The organism is Pseudoalteromonas sp. SG41-2 (genome assembly GCF_014164535.1).
Lineage (GTDB): Bacteria > Pseudomonadota > Gammaproteobacteria > Enterobacterales > Alteromonadaceae > Pseudoalteromonas > Pseudoalteromonas rhizosphaerae.
Genome location: NZ_JACJFK010000013.1, coordinates 18,106 through 34,831, shown reverse-complemented (window position 1 = coordinate 34,831; position 16,726 = coordinate 18,106). Strand labels below are relative to the sequence as shown.

Here is a 16,726-nt window from a genome sequence, read left to right as displayed (position 1 = left end):
AAAACTCTTCTGCTGTTTTAGGTACCTCGTTTTATTGCAATTAATATTCAAAAGCTTAAAGTACTTTATAATTTAAATAAAATAAGTCGAGCAAATTAATGCCACTACCTTTTAAGTACCTTGTGAGCTTCTTCTTTCTCATAGTCAGTGCCGTCGCCAGTTCCGCAACAAACAGCGAAATGATTGTTGATAAAGCGCGTGACCGCGCGATCCCGATCAGTATTTCATTACCAGCATATAACGAGCATTGTAGCCAACAAACAAAATGCCCTGTGGTATTTATTAATGCCGGATATGGTATTGCGCATACTGACTATCAGTTTGCGGCTGATATATTTACAGCTAAGGGCTATTTAACCATTGCTGTAGCCCATGAATTAGACAGCGATCCTGCGCTCAACCGCACGCCACCTTATATGGCCACTCGTATGGAAAACTGGCATCGTGGTGTGGTCACTCTTAAATTTTTAGTGACCGAGTTGAGCCCTCGCTACCCAGAGTATGATTTTACGCGGTTAACGTTATTTGGCCATTCTAATGGCGGTGATATAGCCGCGCTTTACGCGGCGATTTATCCTAAGCAAGTGAGTCAAATTATTACGCTTGATCATCGGCGTATGTTGTTACCTCGCAATAAAAACATTCGGGTTTTAACGCTTCGTGGCAGTGATTACCCTGCGGATAATCAGGTATTACTCAATGAAGATGAATTAGCACAGTATCCGGTTACGCAGATTTCGATAGAGAACTCACGCCATAATGATATGTATGATGGTGGGCCTGCTGATTTAATAAATGAAGTGAAAAAAAATATAAAAGAGTTTTTATTATATTAAGCATCTAATGAAGAGATAAGTGTTGTTTAAAAGGAGCAAATTAACAATGAAATATTTTTTGCAAGGAAGCATAATTTTTTTACTTTTAATTATGTTGATGCCTTCTTATGCAGAAGTAAGGGAGGCTGATTCAACAGCGGGATTACATGTAACAATTGATGTAAAACCTAATGGCAATCTAATAGTCACTGAGCAGTTTGATATAACGGCCGGTGGTTATATATTCAAGCATGGTATTTATAGACGAATCCCATTATTACTTGAGGGCCGTTATGGTGGTGAATATTTAGCTGGCTTCAAGATGCTAAGTGCTCAGTTAAATAATACATCAATACCTTATCAAGCAACCATTTCAAATGGCAACGCAATCATAAAAGTAGGTGATCCTAAAAAAGAGTTAGATTATGGGCCTGCTAGCTTTATTATTACTTATCAACTATCAGATGAAATTCGGTTTTTTGAAAATTATGATGAGTTATATTTTAATGCCATTCCTCATCAATGGGCAACTTCAATAGAGAAGTCAATGGTTGTAGTTAACCTACCAGAACAAACCAGCGTCCTGAAATACAAAGCCTATACCGGCTCTTACACAGAGAAAGAAGATAATTATATTGTTGATAATCCAGTACAAAATCAATTTAGGTTTACTGCTACGCAAGACTTAGGTTTAGGGGAGGGGATGACAATTGTTCTCGCGCTTCCTAAAGATGTAATAGATCAACCTTCGGTATTTTATTTTATATTTTTACTGGATTTTTTAGAGTGGATTTTGCTTATCACGTTTTTGGGTACGGTGGGTGGTTTTGTTTATTGGTCTTGGCGTAAGGTTGGTATATATCCAGATGAAAATGTCGATACTCCAGATATTACTGATGTGCCCAGTGAAATTAGCCCTGCAATAATTAATTACATATTAAACCACGCAATTTTTTCAAATAGTACAATGAGAGATTTAACTTCTGCCAGCACTCACTTAGCTATTAAAGGCTATCTAGGCATAAAATATGAATACCTCCCCTCTGATAGTGGTATTAAAGAAGGTTCATTTTATACCCATACATTAACATTATCACTTAAGACAAACCTACCAAACACTCCTTTACCAAAAAATGAACAATGTATTCTCGATTGGGTTATTAAACAGGGTGGGAGTTACCAAGTTAGCCGTGAAAATAGAAAGAAAAATCGAGAACTCTTTAAACTTTTTTCTAGTGCGATTAGCAAAGACTTAAAAGCGACAAGTATTTTTACGTGGAATATTAAATACACACTTTTTACTGTTGCTCTGTCGTCGGTATTTGTTAGCTTACAATTGATATTTGGCGTTTCAGATTGGACTGATATTCTGTGGGGGCCGCTTGTTATTCTTATGACTGCTCCCGTGTGCATTATATGGTTGGCTATTTACGAAAGTATTTTTGAGGACACTGATGAGAATGTTGAGCCACAGTGGGAAAAAAAGTGCTTACTTATATGTATTACTTGGCTTCCTTGGATGTGGCTTCTTTGTAGTTTTGTACCCTTGTTGTCGATCTCGATGGCTTTTTTATTGTTACTTAGTATAACTGCATTATCTTTAAATCGCGGCCCCTCCCAATACGGGAAGCCATTACTGGTAAGTTCAATGCAAATACGAAAATATATATCCGCTAAAAAACTGCCTGAAGACGATCTCTTGCTCACTGAAACTGAATATGAGAAATTTTTACCGTATGCAATTTCGCTGGATTTGCATGATGAATGGTGTGCTCGATTTGATAATGTTCTTAGGTTTAAAAGAGGACAATTTAGAAAACAAAAAAGACGTAAAAAGAAGAAAATTTCAGAATCTCTCAATCCTTATAGATATACACCGATGTGGTTTTCAGGTGGTTTTTCTGACCAGACAGAATTTCTTAATTGTGTAGATGGAATGAGTTATTCAGCTTTGGGAAACTCAAGTGTTTCATCCTCTATGTCGAGTTCAGGCTTCTCCAGTAGTGGCGGTTTTTCTGGCGGAGGAGGAGGTGGAGGTGGCGGAGGTGGTTGGTAGGCAAATGATAAAAATACCAAATTTCAGGTGTATAAATCAAATGCCTAAGCGGGAAGTTTGTTGTTAATCAACCAGCTCACTTACAATCAGTGGGTTGTTATGCAGGGTTTTATGCACAGGGCATTTGTCGGCAATTTCTAATAGGCGCTGGCGCTGAGCGTCACTTAAATCGCCCACCAGGGTGATTTTACGAGTGATGGCTTCGAGTTTGTCGGTTTGCTCGCAGTTATCACAATCGGCGTGATAATCACGGCTGTGGTCCAGTTCTACCTTTATGTGTTCAAGTGGCAAGTTTTTACGACTTGCATACATACGTAAAGTCATCGCGGTGCATGCACCAAGTCCAGCAAGTAAGTGGTGATAAGGGTCTGGGCCTAAATTATTACCGCCAACACTTAGTGGTTCATCGGCAAGCCAAGTATGATCCTTGGTACTTACATGCTGAGTAAAGACATGATCTTTCTCTTCAACTAATACATTGCCGCTGCTAAGTTTGGCACTGTACTGGTTTTTATCAAAATCCACATAACGTTTTGCCCATGATGCTATAACGTCTGCTGCGTAGTCTGCATCGTCTTTGTTAGTGAGTAAGTGGTCGGCGTTATCTAGGCTAATAAAGCTTTTTGGATGTTTAGCAGCGGCGTAAATCTTTTCAGCTTCGTTAATACTTACCGTGGCATCAATAGGGGAGTGCATTACTAACAATGCTCGCTTTAATTTACTGATATGGCTGCGGTCGTAATTGGCAATGTCGTCCACAAACTGTTTTTTAATGGTAAATTCTCGCCCTGCTAAATTTACCTTGGCTTCGCCCTTGCTATTAATTTCATCAAGATGAGCGGCAAAGTTATGCGCTACATGTTGCGCATCTGATGGTGCGCCAATAGTGGTAATGGCTTGTACTTCAGCAATGTGTTCGGCAGCTGCAAGTACCGCTGCGCCCCCTAAACTATGACCAATTAATAATTGTGGCGCTTTAAAGTGTTCACGTAAGTGATCTGCCGCGGCAATTAAATCTTGGATATTTGATGAGAAATTACTGTTGGCAAAATCACCATCGCTATTACCAAGGCCAGTAAAATCAAAGCGTAATACCGCAATACCTTGTTGAGTGAGTGCTCGGCTAATTCGACTTGCTGCGGCGATATCTTTACCACAGGTAAAACAATGGGCAAACAAGGCATAAAACTTAATATCACTGGCGGGTGTTTCAAGCTGACCGGCGAGTGTTAAATCACCACTTTTGAACGAAATTTTTTGGCGCATAGGTTACCTTTGCTTAATGAAAGAGGTTAGTGAAGAGTAGACCATTAAAGTGCGTTTATAATTACAGTTGTTTTAGCGTTTTATCCACAATAGCAACATTTTGATTTGCATCAAGTAATAAACGCTTACCCAGCTAAAGAGGACATAAGTCCTTATGTTTTTTTGCCCGTTTTATTATGCTCGCGAAGCGCTACAATGGAGCAACTGCTATGATTAGCAAAGGCTTTTAACAACTTAATTCATTGGATACGAACATGCAATTACCTACCGTTGATTATAAAGCGAGCGATGCGGCCGCTCAATTTGTTGAGTCTCTTAGAAATACGGGCTTTGGTGTATTAAAAAACCACCCAATTCCACAGTCTCTTGTTGAATCAATTTATAAAAATTGGCAGGATTTTTTTAATTCTGAACAAAAACATGAATTCTTATTCTCTAAAGACACTCAAGATGGCTACTTTCCGCCTTCGGTATCAGAAGTTGCAAAAGGCTTTACAGTTAAAGACATTAAAGAATACTTTCATGTTTATCCAAAAGGCCGTGTACCAGCGCAGTTAGAAGCAGATATTCGCGAATATTATCGTTTAGCCAATGAGTTTGCTGCGACATTGTTAAGCTGGGTGCAAGCTGAAGCACCAGCGGATGTGCGTGCTAAGTTTTCTATCGATTTAAAAGATATGATTGCTGATTCAGAGCAAACATTATTACGTATATTACATTACCCGCCGATGACAGGTGATGAAGAACCTGGTGCTATTCGTGCTGCTGCACATGGTGATATTAATTTATTAACGGTATTACCTGCTTCAAATGAGCCAGGCTTGCAAGTACAAAAAACAGATGGCGGTTGGTTAGATGTGCCATGCGATTTTGGCAGTTTAATTATTAACATTGGCGACATGTTGCAAGAAGCGTCAGGTGGTTATTTTCCGTCGACTATTCACCGTGTTATTAACCCTACTGGCAAAGCGTCATCTAAGTCACGTATTTCGTTGCCGTTATTTTTGCACCCGCGTCCAGATGTGGTGTTATCAGCGCGTTATACTGCTGACAGTTACTTACAAGAGCGTCTGCGTGAGTTAGGTGTTAAATAGCATCACTCAAGTGATGATAGCTTTTCAACAGCGGCCACAGTGCCGCTTTTTTGTTTTTTAAGGTTGTGTTTTTTTAGTGAGTTATAGTGTGATGTGGCTAGTTAAATTTGGCTGACGCTATTTCAAACGTGAATATACCATGCATTATTGCGTACGATCGGTATAATGCGCCATTGGCCGATTGGGCCTTAAAATTATTGAGAGAAAATATGAGTTTTGATGGGTTAGGTTTATCACAGTCTTTAGTTAATGCGGTTTTAGAAAAGGGCTATGAAACGCCAACACCAATTCAAGCTCAAGCCATTCCAGCGATCATTGAAGGTCGGGATGTTATGGCTGCAGCGCAAACTGGTACAGGTAAAACAGCGGGTTTCACTTTACCGTTAATTGAGCGCTTATCAACAGGCCAAAAAGCCAAGGTTAACCAAGTTCGTGCTTTAATTTTAACTCCAACCCGTGAGCTGGCATTACAAGTAAGCGAGAATGTTGAAGAGTATGCTAAGCATTCTAATATCAGTTCTTTTGTTGTGTACGGTGGTGTTAAAATTAATCCGCAAATGATGCGTTTACGCAAAGGTGTAGATATTTTAGTTGCCACTCCGGGTCGTTTAATGGATTTGCATAACCAAAATGCCTTGAAGTTCGATAACCTCGAAGTGTTGGTGCTTGATGAAGCTGACCGTATGCTTGATATGGGCTTTATTCATGACATTAAACGTATCATCAGCAAGTTACCGGCTAAACGTCAAAACTTGATGTTCTCAGCGACGTTCTCAGACGATATTAGAGCGCTTGCGAAAGGGCTTATTAATGATCCGGTCGAAATTTCAGTCGCTGCAAAAAATACCACGGCAAAAAGTGTTACCCAATGCGTTTATGCGGTAGATAAAGCACGTAAAACCGCCTTGTTAAGTCATTTAATTCGTACTAATGATTGGCAACAAGTGTTGGTATTTAGCCGCACTAAACATGGTGCAAACCGTTTAGTAAAGCAGTTAGAGCGCGATGATATTGTTGGCGCTGCAATTCATGGTAATAAATCTCAAGGCGCGCGTGTTAAAGCGCTTGAAGGCTTTAAAAGTGGCGAAGTACGCGTACTTGTGGCAACGGATATTGTTGCCCGTGGTTTAGACATTGTTGAACTGCCACATGTAGTTAACTATGATTTGCCTAATGTGTATGAAGATTATGTGCATCGTATTGGTCGTACCGGCCGTGCGGGTGCATCTGGCGACGCAATTTCATTTGTAACACCGGAAGATGCTGATGACTTATACGGTATTGAACGTTTTATCGGTGAATTGATCCCACGTGCAAAAGAAGCTGGTTTTGAGCCAACAAAAGGAGTGCCTGAAAGAGAGCTTGATGCACGACCTATCAAACCTAAAAAGCCTAAAAAAGCGGGTCAGCCTTTTTCTAAACCTAAGTCTGATAGCAAAAAGCCAAATAATAACGGCGGTAATGGCACCGGCCCACGCCGTGGTGGCTCAGGTAAAAAACCTGCTGCTAAAGCCGCTGGTGAGCAAACACAAAACCCATGGGCTAAGCGTCAATCTGTTGGTGGCAGTGGTCAACGTCGTCGCTCTGGTAATGATGGCGTGAGTAACACGTAATAATATTTTGATAAAAAACGCGCCTAAGCTGGCGCGTTTTTTTATGCTTTTTATTTCTATAATGCTTTAAGATAATTAACTGCTAAGCCAATAAATAAGGTGACGGTGACACTTAAAAGTGTACCGAGCATAACATATTCGGTGAGTTTTTTATCTTTACTGGCACGTAAGTCGCCAAAGCGAAATACCGATTTTGCTGCTAATAAAAAGCCAACGCCAGCCAACTGATCTAGCAAAATAAATGTAAGCATTAATACTCGCTCAAGCATGCCAATACTTTGCCCCGCTGCTGGTAAACTTCCTGTGGAGCTAAACCCGGTAGTGAGACGCTCTAACATCATACGAATGAACACTGCACTGGGACTCAATACCAGTAAATAGCCACATAGCACCCATAATGTAGTGGGGGTTATCAGCCATTGCCAAATGCTGGTAATAAATTCACTGTTGTCGCTCAACCACACAGTCAGTAGTAGTATCACGACAAGATGAGCAAGTTGATCAATGATAAATGGCACAACTCCTTTGTTTGAATATGATTTTGCTAAATCAATTAAGTAGTGGGTCACGATAACAATAGCTGTGGCAATACCGATACGCGAGAGCTCTTGCCAGCCAAAACTAAACTCCCACCAGCTGACAATTGCTGCTGTAGTTAGACCGTGCACTAGCACATGCAAGTACAGTTTTTTAGCACGAAAGTGACGTGTATTACGGTTATTAACCCAACTCATTGGCTGCCAATAAAAATCAGCTAAAATATGACCGATAAATAATGCAACTAATAACAACATAAAACTCATTTTTTTACTCCTATCACGGCATTAGCAATGGCCTGCTCTGCATAGTCTAAAAAACGCTCGATCAACTGATAATGTGCAAGATTAAGTAACTTGGTCACATTCTCACGACTGGTTTTTAATTGTTTAGCAAGTTCACTATGTTGATTGTTTTCTGCGGTTAAATAGACATATAAGGCATTCGCTTGTTTGTGTGTCATTTTGCTCAGGAGCACGTCAATAAAAGCTAGATTAAGGGTTAAGCCATCATTTTTGAGTTCATCAATACTGCTAAGAGTAAAGCGTTGGTTATGGATTTCGTCAAGACCGCGCCCCGATAATGTAAATGCAGAGCCTGTTGCTGTTTTAATATCGGCTCTAGCATTATCTATTTTACCAATGGCAAGGCTTTGGCGAATTTCATAGCCGGTGGCTTTAAGATGTAAGTAAAGCAGCACTGCGACACGGCATACTTGGGCTGGTTGATTTATTTGCACCTGAAACGCATCGCCTCGATAAATAATACTTTGTCCCAGATGGCGTTGAGTAATTGCTCGCAAACTTTGGTCGAGCTGGTAGAGCATCGCATCGTAGTCGTGCTTTGGAATATGTTGTGATTTGATCACATCACCGCTGATCACCGCAATCATAAATGTCCTTGATTTAAGTTACATAAAGAAAAGTAACCAATTTTGGTTACATGCTTCAATGTAACTAATTTAGGTTACTTGAAAGCTAAATGCAAGGGCTTGAAATTAATCAGGGTATGCTACAGTAGCGTGATTAATTTAAAAGGGATAACGCATGAGTCAAGAGATACATAGTACAACGGCGAAAAAGCCGAGAGTGGGGATTTTTGTCGATGTCCAAAATATTTATTACACCTGTCGAGAGAGCTACCGAAAAAACTTTGATTACAATGCCTTTTGGGCAAAAATCAGTGATGACTATGATATAGACTGCGCGATTGCATATGCAATTTATCGCGGGGACGAAAAGCAATCTCAATTTCAAAATATTCTTCGTGCGATTGGTTTTGAGGTAAAGCTAAAACCATTTATTCAGCGTAAAGATGGCAGCGCAAAAGGCGATTGGGACGTCGGCATCACCATCGACATGCTAGAACAAGGTAAAAACCTCGACAAAGTTATTTTACTCTCCGGCGACGGGGATTTTGCCTTATTACTGGGTCATTTACAGCATCATTATAATGTACCGTGTGACGTCTATGGCGCTGATAGACTGACGGCTGATGCATTAAAACAAAGTGCGGCACAGTTTTTTTGCATTGATGATTCCCTGTTACTTTGAAACTAATGTATTAAAAACATAACATCATGTTAAAAATATTTGACATGATGTGAGCCCACTCTTATAGTCATTAATGTTAAGTATACTTAACATCAAATTTATTATTATAAGGGGGTGATATGAGTTATACACAAAAATCGCGGTTACTTGAGATGTGCATAACCATGGTTGTGTTGTTTAATTACTTGCAGTCAGTATTATCAATGACGCCAGAAGCTCAGATGGATCCGTTATTAGCAAGTGGCTTGTTGATATCACTTACGATACAAACCGTTGTAATGCTTATTGTGATGCACATTATCTTAGCGATATTTAATACTAAATATGCGGATCAAGCGAAAGATGAACGTGAACAGGCTATTGCCTTAAAAGCAAAAAGTGTTGCACTACTTATTTTACAATTAGGCGTTGTGAACGCGGTGTTTGCAATGCTGATTGACCCACATTTTGGGTTTGCAATTAGTCCGGTTCACCAGTTAGTAATCGCAGCGTTGGTGAGCGAGATAATCGGCACTGGGGCCGAAGCTTGGCTATTATATAGAGGTTAGAATGGCAAAGTTAGCGATTACTAATACGATCCGTGCATTACGGTTTCAGCATAATGAAATGACGCAGCAGCAATTAGCTGAAGTCGTAGGGGTGACGCGTCAAACAATTGCCGCAATTGAAGCGGCAAGGTATTCACCGTCGCTGGAGGTCGCTTTTAAGATCGCGATTGTTTTTAATCTACCACTAGAAAAAATATTCCAATATCGACAGTGAATCTTTACTAAATTATTATTTTTGGTAAACTGAATGCATATTCTGCATTTTTATTTATGTTTTTTGGCCATTTAAGTTATGAAAATAGTGTTATAAATCACTATTTTTGTTGTTTTTTTAGGTAATAATGTCATTTTTAAACCTTATTATTACGTTAAAAGATAGTCGACACTAATTTAATTGATATTAATTATTTATTTAATTCAGTTAATTAGAGATAAATGTGGGATATGTGAGATTTTTTATAAAAAACTTAATGACAACGCTGTCATTTGTTGTGTAACATTAATTCAACATGGGTTGAGGGTGAATCGCATTAAGATAATAAAAAAACATGCGATTAATACAAATATAAAACGAAGGTTAGAGGTCGTTAAATGATGGCTAAGAGTGCGAATGAGGACCAATTGTATATTGGTATCGACGGTGGCGGAACTAAGTGCCGTGCAACTATATACTCTGTGCAAAATGGGGTATTAGGAACAGGTTTAGGTGGCCCTGCGAATCCATTACATGGGTTGGAGCGCACATTAGAGTCAATAATGGTATCTACACAATTGGCGATGCGCGATGCAGGTTTGCCATTAGAGTCTATTCATCAAGTGTATGCCGGTTTAGGATTGGCGGGTGTTAATTTACCGAACTTATATGAAAAAATAACAGAGTGGGAGCACCCATTTAAACAAATGTTTTTAACTACTGACTTACATACGGCGTGTATCGGGGCTCATGAAGGCGGTGATGGTGCTGTGATAATCACGGGTACTGGTTCATGTGGTTTTTCATATGTAAAAGGGCAGTCGGTGAATTACGGCGGTCATGGTTTTGCACTTGGCGATAAAGGCAGTGGCGCATGGATGGGCTTAGAGGCAATTAAAGCGGTGTTAATGGAGCTAGATGGTTTAGGTCCTCACACGATAATGACGCCAGTGGTTAAAGAGCATTTTAATGTCACCACAGCAATGGGCATTGCAGAGCAAATGGCCGGACAACCGTCAAGTAGCTATGCAAAACTTGCTCGCTATGTATTTGATGCAGCACACCAAGGCGATCAAATCGCTTTAGCCATTGTAAAAGACGGAGCGCAATACGTGAGTCAGTTAGCGCATCGTTTATTAGAGAACAATCCTCCGCGTTTATCTATGATCGGTGGTCTTGCAGAGCCTTTAAATCAATGGCTTGACCCAGCAATTGCAAAACTCGTTGAAGTACCAAAGCAACCGCCTGAAATGGGCGCAATTTATTTTGCACAGCAATCAGTATTAGAGCAAGACCAAAAGGTAGCACTGTAATGAAAACCTTCTATCGCGCGACACGTTTATTCACGGCTGAAAAATTTCTAGATAATGCATTATTCAGCGTTGAAAATGGCGTTTTTCATCTTGAAACTTCCACCACAGGCAGTGTTATTGAGCTAGATGGTTTAGTTGCGCCAGGCTTTATCGATGTACAAGTTAATGGCGGTGGCGGGGCATTTTTTAATGCTGAGCAAAGCACACAATGCTTAGATCGTATTGCAAAAGCGCATGGTCAATTTGGTACAACGGCACTGATGCCAACACTTATCACCGATAAAGTTGAAACCATGCAAGCAGCTGCTGATGCAACAGCAAAAGCAATATGCGAAGGGGTCGCGGGTGTATTAGGTATTCACTTTGAAGGTCCGCATTTGTCTTTTCCAAAAAAAGGCACACACAGTGAGCAGTTTATTCGCCCAATTAGCGAACAAGAATTTGCCATTTATGCGCGTCAAGATTTAGGTATCAAAATGGTTACCTTAGCGCCAGAAAATGTCAGCATTGCTGATATTGAGCGCTTAGTGGCGTGTGGTGTAAAAGTATCACTAGGTCACACTAATGCTGACTATACAACGACAATGGCGGCACTCAATGCTGGCGCCGATGGGTTTACACATTTATATAACGCGATGTCGCCGTTTACATCGCGTGAACCAGGCGTGGTTGGCGCTGCGCTTTGGCATGATAACAGCTGGTGTGGCTTAATTGTTGATGGGCATCATGTACATCCATTGTCTGCACAATTAGCTATTCGCACCAAACAGCGCGGCAAAATTATGTTAGTCACTGACGCAATGCCACCAGTGGGTACCGATGATATGGAATTTGATTTTTTTGACGGGCGCAAAGTAATTCGTACTGGGGATAGATTAAACTCAAGTACGGGCGAATTAGCAGGCAGTGTATTAGACATGGCCAGTGCAGTGCGTAATACCATTAATACATTGGATGTAAGCCTCAGTGAAAGTTTACGCATGGCTGCACTGTATCCAGCAGAATATTTAAACCTCAAGAAAAAGGGACGTTTACTTGATGGCTTTGATGCAGACTTTGTGGTGCTCGATGAACATCAGTTTGTAAAAGCAACTTATATTGCAGGTAATGCAGTGTAATGTTTCCCTGTAAAAACCCCGCAGTTGTATCGCGGGCTTTTTATTTAAGAGTAAAAATAATGACAACAGCACATACAGACACAAAGCCGAGTAAAAAGCGCTTAGCATCTCTTGATGCTTTACGTGGCATGGATATGTTTTGGATTTTAGGTGGGCAATCTATTTTTGCCGCTTTATTTGTTTTAACCGGTTGGACCGGTTGGCAGGTATTTGAAGCGCATACGCTACACAGTGCATGGCATGGATTTACATTTTACGATTTGATTTTTCCGTTATTTATCTTTTTATCAGGTGTGGCGATGGGCTTAGCACCAAAACGCATCGATCATCTGCCATGGCAAGAGCGAAAAGTTTTTTATGCTAAAGCGTTAAAGCGGTTATTGCTATTGTGCGGGTTAGGGGTGATGTATAACCATGGTTGGGGCACAGGTATTCCGCTTGCCTTCGATGAAATACGCTATGCGAGTGTACTTGGTCGAATAGCGATTGCATGGTTTTTCTGTGCAATGCTAGTGTGGCATACCAGTATTCGCACACAGCTCTTTACAGCAATCGCTCTCCTGCTAGGGTATTGGATCTTGATGTGTTTTATTCCTGTACCAGGAGGTAACGCTGGTGATTTAAGTGCACAGGGGAGTTGGAATACATGGTTTGATTCGCATTTTTTACCCGGTATTAGTTATCAAAATAGAGCCGTCGACCCCGAGGGCGTGTTATCGAGTCTACCAGCTATTGTGAATGCCATGTTTGGGGTATTTGCAGGACAACTAATCGCCAGAGCAAGTAAGATTGGCGAATGGCAAACAGCAGGCATATTATTTGTTGCAGGTGTTGTGAGTGTTTGCTTAGGTTGGCTTTGGGATTTACAGTTTCCAGTTAATAAAGAATTATGGACCAGTTCATTTGTTTTAGTCACAGTCGGATGGAGCGCAATATTACTGGCTGTGTTTTATGCGGTGATTGATATTCTCAATGGCCAAAAATTAGCTTATCCGTTTGTGATTATTGGCGCTAACTCAATCATTATTTATTTGGCATCAAGCTTAGTGAATTGGGAGTTTATAAGCCATAGCGTGTTTGGTGGCTTTATTACAGCTGCAGCTACCGATTGGCAGCCACTGATTGGCGTGGTTGCGCTTTTGCTGGTGCAAATGCTTTTATTACATTGGATGTATAAGCGCAAAATATTTGTCAGTGTTTAGCTGGCTAATGTACAGCACAGTAAAAAAGGTAAATTTTTATTCACTTTTACTTTACAAACTAAAATTGAATGGCAATAATGACAGCGTTGTCATAATGGTGTTGACCAAATAGTGTATCCCTGTTTGGTTTGATCTAAGGCCCAATCCGATTGCACATGGGGTTGGGACTTAGGTCCCATTTTTTCATCAACTAATTTAATAACTGAGCAAATTAATATGCAAATAGTAATTTTAAATGATGCAGCAGCCGTAGCAGCATATGGCGCAAATATTTTCGCAACACAATTACAAAAAAAACCAACGTCAGTGCTCGGTTTAGCAACGGGCTCTACGCCAGTTGCGTTATATCAAGAATTAATCGCTAAAAATAAAGCGGGTGAGATTTCATTTTCACAAGCAACAACGTTTAATTTAGATGAATACTTAGGTTTAACGGGCGATCATCCACAAAGTTACCGCCACTTCATGAATGAGCAATTGTTTAGCCATATTGATATAAACAAAGATAATACCTTTGTACCGCCAGGGGATGCCCTAAACCCAATTACAGCATGCAAAGAATACGAAGACAAAATAGTTGCAGCAGGCGGTGTTGATGTACAGTTATTAGGCATCGGACGTAATGGTCACATCGGCTTTAATGAGCCTTCATCAGGTCTGCGTTCACGTACTCGTGTAAAAACCCTGACTAAAGCAACCGTTGATGATAATGCCCGTTTTTTTGCTGCTGATGAATATCAGCCACAGTTATCAATTACGATGGGAATTGGTACGATCTTGGAGGCGAAAAAAGTTGTTTTACTTGCTACGGGTGAAAATAAGGCTGATGCAGTGCATGCTATGATTGAAGGCCCGTTAATGGCTAAATGTCCAGCCTCTGCGCTTCAGTTACATAAAGATGCTGTGATTGTTATTGATAAAGCAGCAGCAAGCAAACTTGAAGATTTAGAGTTTTATCAGCATATCGAAGCTGAAAATCAAAAATTACAGGCTCATTTAGCTACATTGTAATTACGACAGAATTTATTGTGTGTTTAAAAAGCCCTTCAGGGCTTTTTTTTTGGCTGTTTCAACGTCAGTAATAAATTGGGTTTCGTGTAAGCTTATGGTAGTTTTAGCCATCTAAATAGTAACAAGGATAAGCATGCTAAATTACAGCCAGATGCCTTTAAACCGCGCATCAAACCTACGTAAAGAGCAACAATGGGTGGCAGCACAAATAAATGAGCAAAGCCGTTGGTTATTGGTGAATAACAATCACACTTTATTTGATATAAATAATATTGCTGTGACTTTTTTAAGCTTTAGTGATGTGAGTCACTTAGCACTAAACGAAGCGATATTTTTAGGTTTAGATGAGCAGCAAACCAGTCATTTCGCACTTGATGTAAGCAAGCTAGACGAAGCCGCCTTAAGCCAGCTGATAGGTGACGCTGAGTTTGTCGATATTCGCCGCTTTGGGGTGCAAGTGGAAATCGCGCAAGGCTCAATGGCTGCACTGGCACGAGGTTTGTGTTACTGGCATGCAACTCATCGTTTTTGTGGACGTTGTGGCAGCGAAAATGAGCTTGTTGAAGCGGGTCATTCACGTTTATGTAGTAATGATGGGTGTAAACACCAAACGTTTCCGCGAACTGATCCGGCCGTGATCATGGTGGTAACGCGTACATTTGCTGATGGTGTTGAACGCTGTTTACTTGGTCGCCAAGCTGTGTGGGCAGCAGGTATGTATTCGTCTTTAGCTGGTTTTGTTGATCCGGGCGAAAGCTTAGAGCAAGCGGTGGCGCGTGAAGTGATGGAAGAAGCGGGCATTGTGGTTGAAAATGTTCAGTATATTGCCTCGCAGCCGTGGCCATTTCCATCATCGATTATGCTGGGCTTTATCGCTGAAGCTGTTACGGAAGATATCCAGGTTGATAAAGACGAACTAGACGATGCGCAGTGGTTTAGCCGTGAAGAGCTTGCTCAATTTGGCAATTGGCACGAAGAGGGGGAGCATTTAAAGCTACCAAGAGCTGATTCTATCTCGCGCTATTTAATCGACTATTGGTGTAATTTGCAAGATTAAGCATAGTGCAGAGTATGTTCGAACGAAATATTTTAAGGATTAATGATGACGACAAAAAGCAATAAAAATACGCTGTTAGTAAGTACCGGACGTAAAAAAGCATATACTCATGGGGTGGTTAACCCCGTAGTGCAACGTGCATCGACAGTTGTTTTTGATTCAGTGGCAGAGCTTAAAAAAGCGGCAAAAAAACGTGGCGATAAAACACTTTTTTATGGTCGTCGTGGTACTACTACACATTTTGCATTACAAGAAGCGATCACTGAGCTTGAAGGTGGTGAGGGATGTGCGCTTTATCCATGTGGTGCAGCGGCGATTAGCAGCACACTATTGGCTTTTTTGAAAGCGGGCGATCATATCTTAATGGTAGATAATGCCTATGAACCAACTCGTGATTTTTGCGATAAAATTTTAGCTGGCTTTGGCGTTGAGACGACTTATTATCCACCAACAATTGGGGCAGATATTAAAGCGCTGATCAAAGACAACACCAAAGTGCTGTTTTTAGAGTCGCCTGGTTCTATCACTATGGAAATTCAAGATGTACCAGCCATGGTTGCAGTTGCCAATGAGCATGGGGTAATGACCATGCTTGATAACACCTATGGTAATGGCTTGCATTATCGCCCACTTGAACACGGGGTGGATATTAGTATTCAAGCGGCAACTAAATACATTGTGGGTCATTCGGACGTGATGATGGGTGTGGCAGTGGCCAATAAAAAATACTGGCCGACACTACGAGAAAATTCATATTTACTTGGTCAATGTACGTCGGCTGATGACGCCTATTTAGCGTTAAGAGGCCTGCGCACTATGGCGGTACGTTTAAATCAGCATGAAAAAGCCGCGATTGAAGTTGCGAAGTGGTTAGAGCAGCATCCATTGGTTGACCATATTCGTCATCCAGCATTTGCAACGTGTCCGGGTCATGAGTTTTTTAAGCGTGATTTTGATGGTAGTAATGGCTTATTTTCTTTTGTTATGAAACAAGGGAACCAAAGCGCGATTGATGCCTTTTTAGATAGTTTAGAGCATTTTAAAATGGGCTTCTCGTGGGGAGGCTTTGAGAGTTTAGTGACTGCCAACTTAACTATGAAAGGTTTACGCTCAGTAACTGGTTGGACGCAAGGGCCAGTGATCCGCTTACATATAGGCCTTGAAGATGTGGACGATTTGATCGCTGATTTAAGCCAAGCACTCGACATATATCAACAGAATTTGTAGCCTGCGGATCAGTAAGACTACATTATTTGTTACAAAGCTCGTATTAATACGGGCTTTTTTTTGCTAGTAATTCAACACGTTTGCCCTTAGTGTAAGCTGTATATAGATTAATAAGGAATATCT

General features: G+C 40.7%; 16 protein-coding genes. 13 read left to right on the top strand and 3 right to left on the bottom strand.

Annotated features, from left to right (window positions below):
• The first annotated feature begins 98 nt into the window (after positions 1-98).
• Together H5186_RS11850 and H5186_RS11845 are read left to right on the top strand one after the other, a co-directional pair.
• Positions 99-836 (top strand): alpha/beta hydrolase, encoded by a 738-nt coding sequence (locus tag H5186_RS11850; RefSeq protein WP_182717964.1) that lies wholly within the window; start codon positions 99-101, stop codon positions 834-836.
• Positions 837-882: 46 nt separating this feature from the next.
• A complete protein-coding gene (locus H5186_RS11845) occupies positions 883-2,871 on the top strand; it encodes a DUF2207 domain-containing protein (protein ID WP_182767675.1) in 1,989 nt (662 codons plus the stop codon).
• A gap of 63 nt (positions 2,872-2,934) precedes the next feature.
• Here H5186_RS11845 and H5186_RS11840 read toward each other — a convergent pair whose 3' ends face one another.
• Entirely contained in the window at positions 2,935-4,137 is a 1,203-nt protein-coding gene (locus H5186_RS11840; protein ID WP_182761635.1) for a bifunctional alpha/beta hydrolase/OsmC family protein, read from the bottom strand.
• 254 nt (positions 4,138-4,391) lie between these two features.
• Here H5186_RS11840 and H5186_RS11835 point away from each other — a divergent pair, with 254 nt between their 5' ends.
• Positions 4,392-5,231 (top strand): isopenicillin N synthase family oxygenase, encoded by an 840-nt coding sequence (locus H5186_RS11835; protein WP_145242335.1) that lies wholly within the window; start codon positions 4,392-4,394, stop codon positions 5,229-5,231.
• 209 nt (positions 5,232-5,440) lie between these two features.
• A complete protein-coding gene (locus H5186_RS11830; RefSeq protein WP_182732235.1) occupies positions 5,441-6,844 on the top strand; it encodes a DEAD/DEAH box helicase in 1,404 nt (467 codons plus the stop codon).
• Positions 6,845-6,900: 56 nt separating this feature from the next.
• Here the strand turns inward: H5186_RS11830 and H5186_RS11825 are convergent, their stop codons facing one another.
• Both H5186_RS11825 and H5186_RS11820 read right to left on the bottom strand, forming a co-directional pair.
• Positions 6,901-7,647: a DUF3307 domain-containing protein gene (locus tag H5186_RS11825; protein ID WP_149982955.1), complete on the bottom strand. Its 747-nt coding sequence runs from the start codon at positions 7,645-7,647 to the stop codon at positions 6,901-6,903.
• Positions 7,644-8,273, bottom strand: a complete 630-nt coding sequence (locus tag H5186_RS11820; protein ID WP_182794487.1) for a hypothetical protein — start codon at positions 8,271-8,273, stop codon at positions 7,644-7,646. The genes H5186_RS11825 and H5186_RS11820 overlap by 4 nt, the downstream gene beginning before the upstream one ends.
• Before the next feature lie 154 nt (positions 8,274-8,427).
• Here H5186_RS11820 and H5186_RS11815 point away from each other — a divergent pair, with 154 nt between their 5' ends.
• From H5186_RS11815 to H5186_RS11775, 9 genes are all read left to right on the top strand, one after another.
• Positions 8,428-8,934 (top strand): NYN domain-containing protein, encoded by a 507-nt coding sequence (locus H5186_RS11815; RefSeq protein WP_179959226.1) that lies wholly within the window; start codon positions 8,428-8,430, stop codon positions 8,932-8,934.
• Between the two features lie 119 nt (positions 8,935-9,053).
• Positions 9,054-9,482, top strand: coding sequence for a hypothetical protein (locus tag H5186_RS11810; RefSeq protein WP_182794486.1), 429 nt, complete (start codon positions 9,054-9,056; stop codon positions 9,480-9,482).
• Position 9,483: 1 nt separating this feature from the next.
• A complete protein-coding gene (locus H5186_RS11805; protein ID WP_149982957.1) occupies positions 9,484-9,696 on the top strand; it encodes a helix-turn-helix transcriptional regulator in 213 nt (70 codons plus the stop codon).
• Positions 9,697-10,073: 377 nt separating this feature from the next.
• Positions 10,074-10,988: an N-acetylglucosamine kinase gene (nagK, locus tag H5186_RS11800; protein WP_149982958.1), complete on the top strand. Its 915-nt coding sequence runs from the start codon at positions 10,074-10,076 to the stop codon at positions 10,986-10,988.
• Positions 10,988-12,106, top strand: coding sequence for an N-acetylglucosamine-6-phosphate deacetylase (nagA, locus tag H5186_RS11795; protein WP_145242321.1), 1,119 nt, complete (start codon positions 10,988-10,990; stop codon positions 12,104-12,106). The genes nagK and nagA overlap by 1 nt, the downstream gene beginning before the upstream one ends.
• A 59-nt stretch (positions 12,107-12,165) precedes the next feature.
• Positions 12,166-13,308, top strand: a complete 1,143-nt coding sequence (gene nagX, locus H5186_RS11790) for a transmembrane glucosamine N-acetyltransferase NagX (RefSeq protein ID WP_182794485.1) — start codon at positions 12,166-12,168, stop codon at positions 13,306-13,308.
• A 216-nt stretch (positions 13,309-13,524) separates the two neighbouring features.
• Complete coding sequence (gene nagB / locus H5186_RS11785) at positions 13,525-14,319, top strand: glucosamine-6-phosphate deaminase (protein WP_149982959.1); 795 nt, start codon at positions 13,525-13,527, stop codon at positions 14,317-14,319.
• Positions 14,320-14,452: 133 nt separating this feature from the next.
• The gene (nudC, locus tag H5186_RS11780; protein WP_182784943.1) at positions 14,453-15,376 is read left to right on the top strand and encodes an NAD(+) diphosphatase; all 924 of its coding nucleotides are present in this window, start codon (positions 14,453-14,455) and stop codon (positions 15,374-15,376) included.
• Between the two features lie 45 nt (positions 15,377-15,421).
• Positions 15,422-16,603 (top strand): cystathionine beta-lyase, encoded by a 1,182-nt coding sequence (locus H5186_RS11775; protein ID WP_182794519.1) that lies wholly within the window; start codon positions 15,422-15,424, stop codon positions 16,601-16,603.
• Positions 16,604-16,726: the final 123 nt, after the last annotated feature.

Coding starts and splice junctions, on each gene's coding strand:
- H5186_RS11850 (WP_182717964.1), top strand. CDS start 99: ATGCCACTACCTTTTAAGTACCTTGTGAGCTTCTTCTTTCTCATAGTC.
- H5186_RS11845 (WP_182767675.1), top strand. CDS start 883: ATGAAATATTTTTTGCAAGGAAGCATAATTTTTTTACTTTTAATTATG.
- H5186_RS11840 (WP_182761635.1), bottom strand. CDS start 4,137: ATGCGCCAAAAAATTTCGTTCAAAAGTGGTGATTTAACACTCGCCGGT.
- H5186_RS11835 (WP_145242335.1), top strand. CDS start 4,392: ATGCAATTACCTACCGTTGATTATAAAGCGAGCGATGCGGCCGCTCAA.
- H5186_RS11830 (WP_182732235.1), top strand. CDS start 5,441: ATGAGTTTTGATGGGTTAGGTTTATCACAGTCTTTAGTTAATGCGGTT.
- H5186_RS11825 (WP_149982955.1), bottom strand. CDS start 7,647: ATGAGTTTTATGTTGTTATTAGTTGCATTATTTATCGGTCATATTTTA.
- H5186_RS11820 (WP_182794487.1), bottom strand. CDS start 8,273: ATGATTGCGGTGATCAGCGGTGATGTGATCAAATCACAACATATTCCA.
- H5186_RS11815 (WP_179959226.1), top strand. CDS start 8,428: ATGAGTCAAGAGATACATAGTACAACGGCGAAAAAGCCGAGAGTGGGG.
- H5186_RS11810 (WP_182794486.1), top strand. CDS start 9,054: ATGAGTTATACACAAAAATCGCGGTTACTTGAGATGTGCATAACCATG.
- H5186_RS11805 (WP_149982957.1), top strand. CDS start 9,484: ATGGCAAAGTTAGCGATTACTAATACGATCCGTGCATTACGGTTTCAG.
- nagK (WP_149982958.1), top strand. CDS start 10,074: ATGATGGCTAAGAGTGCGAATGAGGACCAATTGTATATTGGTATCGAC.
- nagA (WP_145242321.1), top strand. CDS start 10,988: ATGAAAACCTTCTATCGCGCGACACGTTTATTCACGGCTGAAAAATTT.
- nagX (WP_182794485.1), top strand. CDS start 12,166: ATGACAACAGCACATACAGACACAAAGCCGAGTAAAAAGCGCTTAGCA.
- nagB (WP_149982959.1), top strand. CDS start 13,525: ATGCAAATAGTAATTTTAAATGATGCAGCAGCCGTAGCAGCATATGGC.
- nudC (WP_182784943.1), top strand. CDS start 14,453: ATGCTAAATTACAGCCAGATGCCTTTAAACCGCGCATCAAACCTACGT.
- H5186_RS11775 (WP_182794519.1), top strand. CDS start 15,422: ATGACGACAAAAAGCAATAAAAATACGCTGTTAGTAAGTACCGGACGT.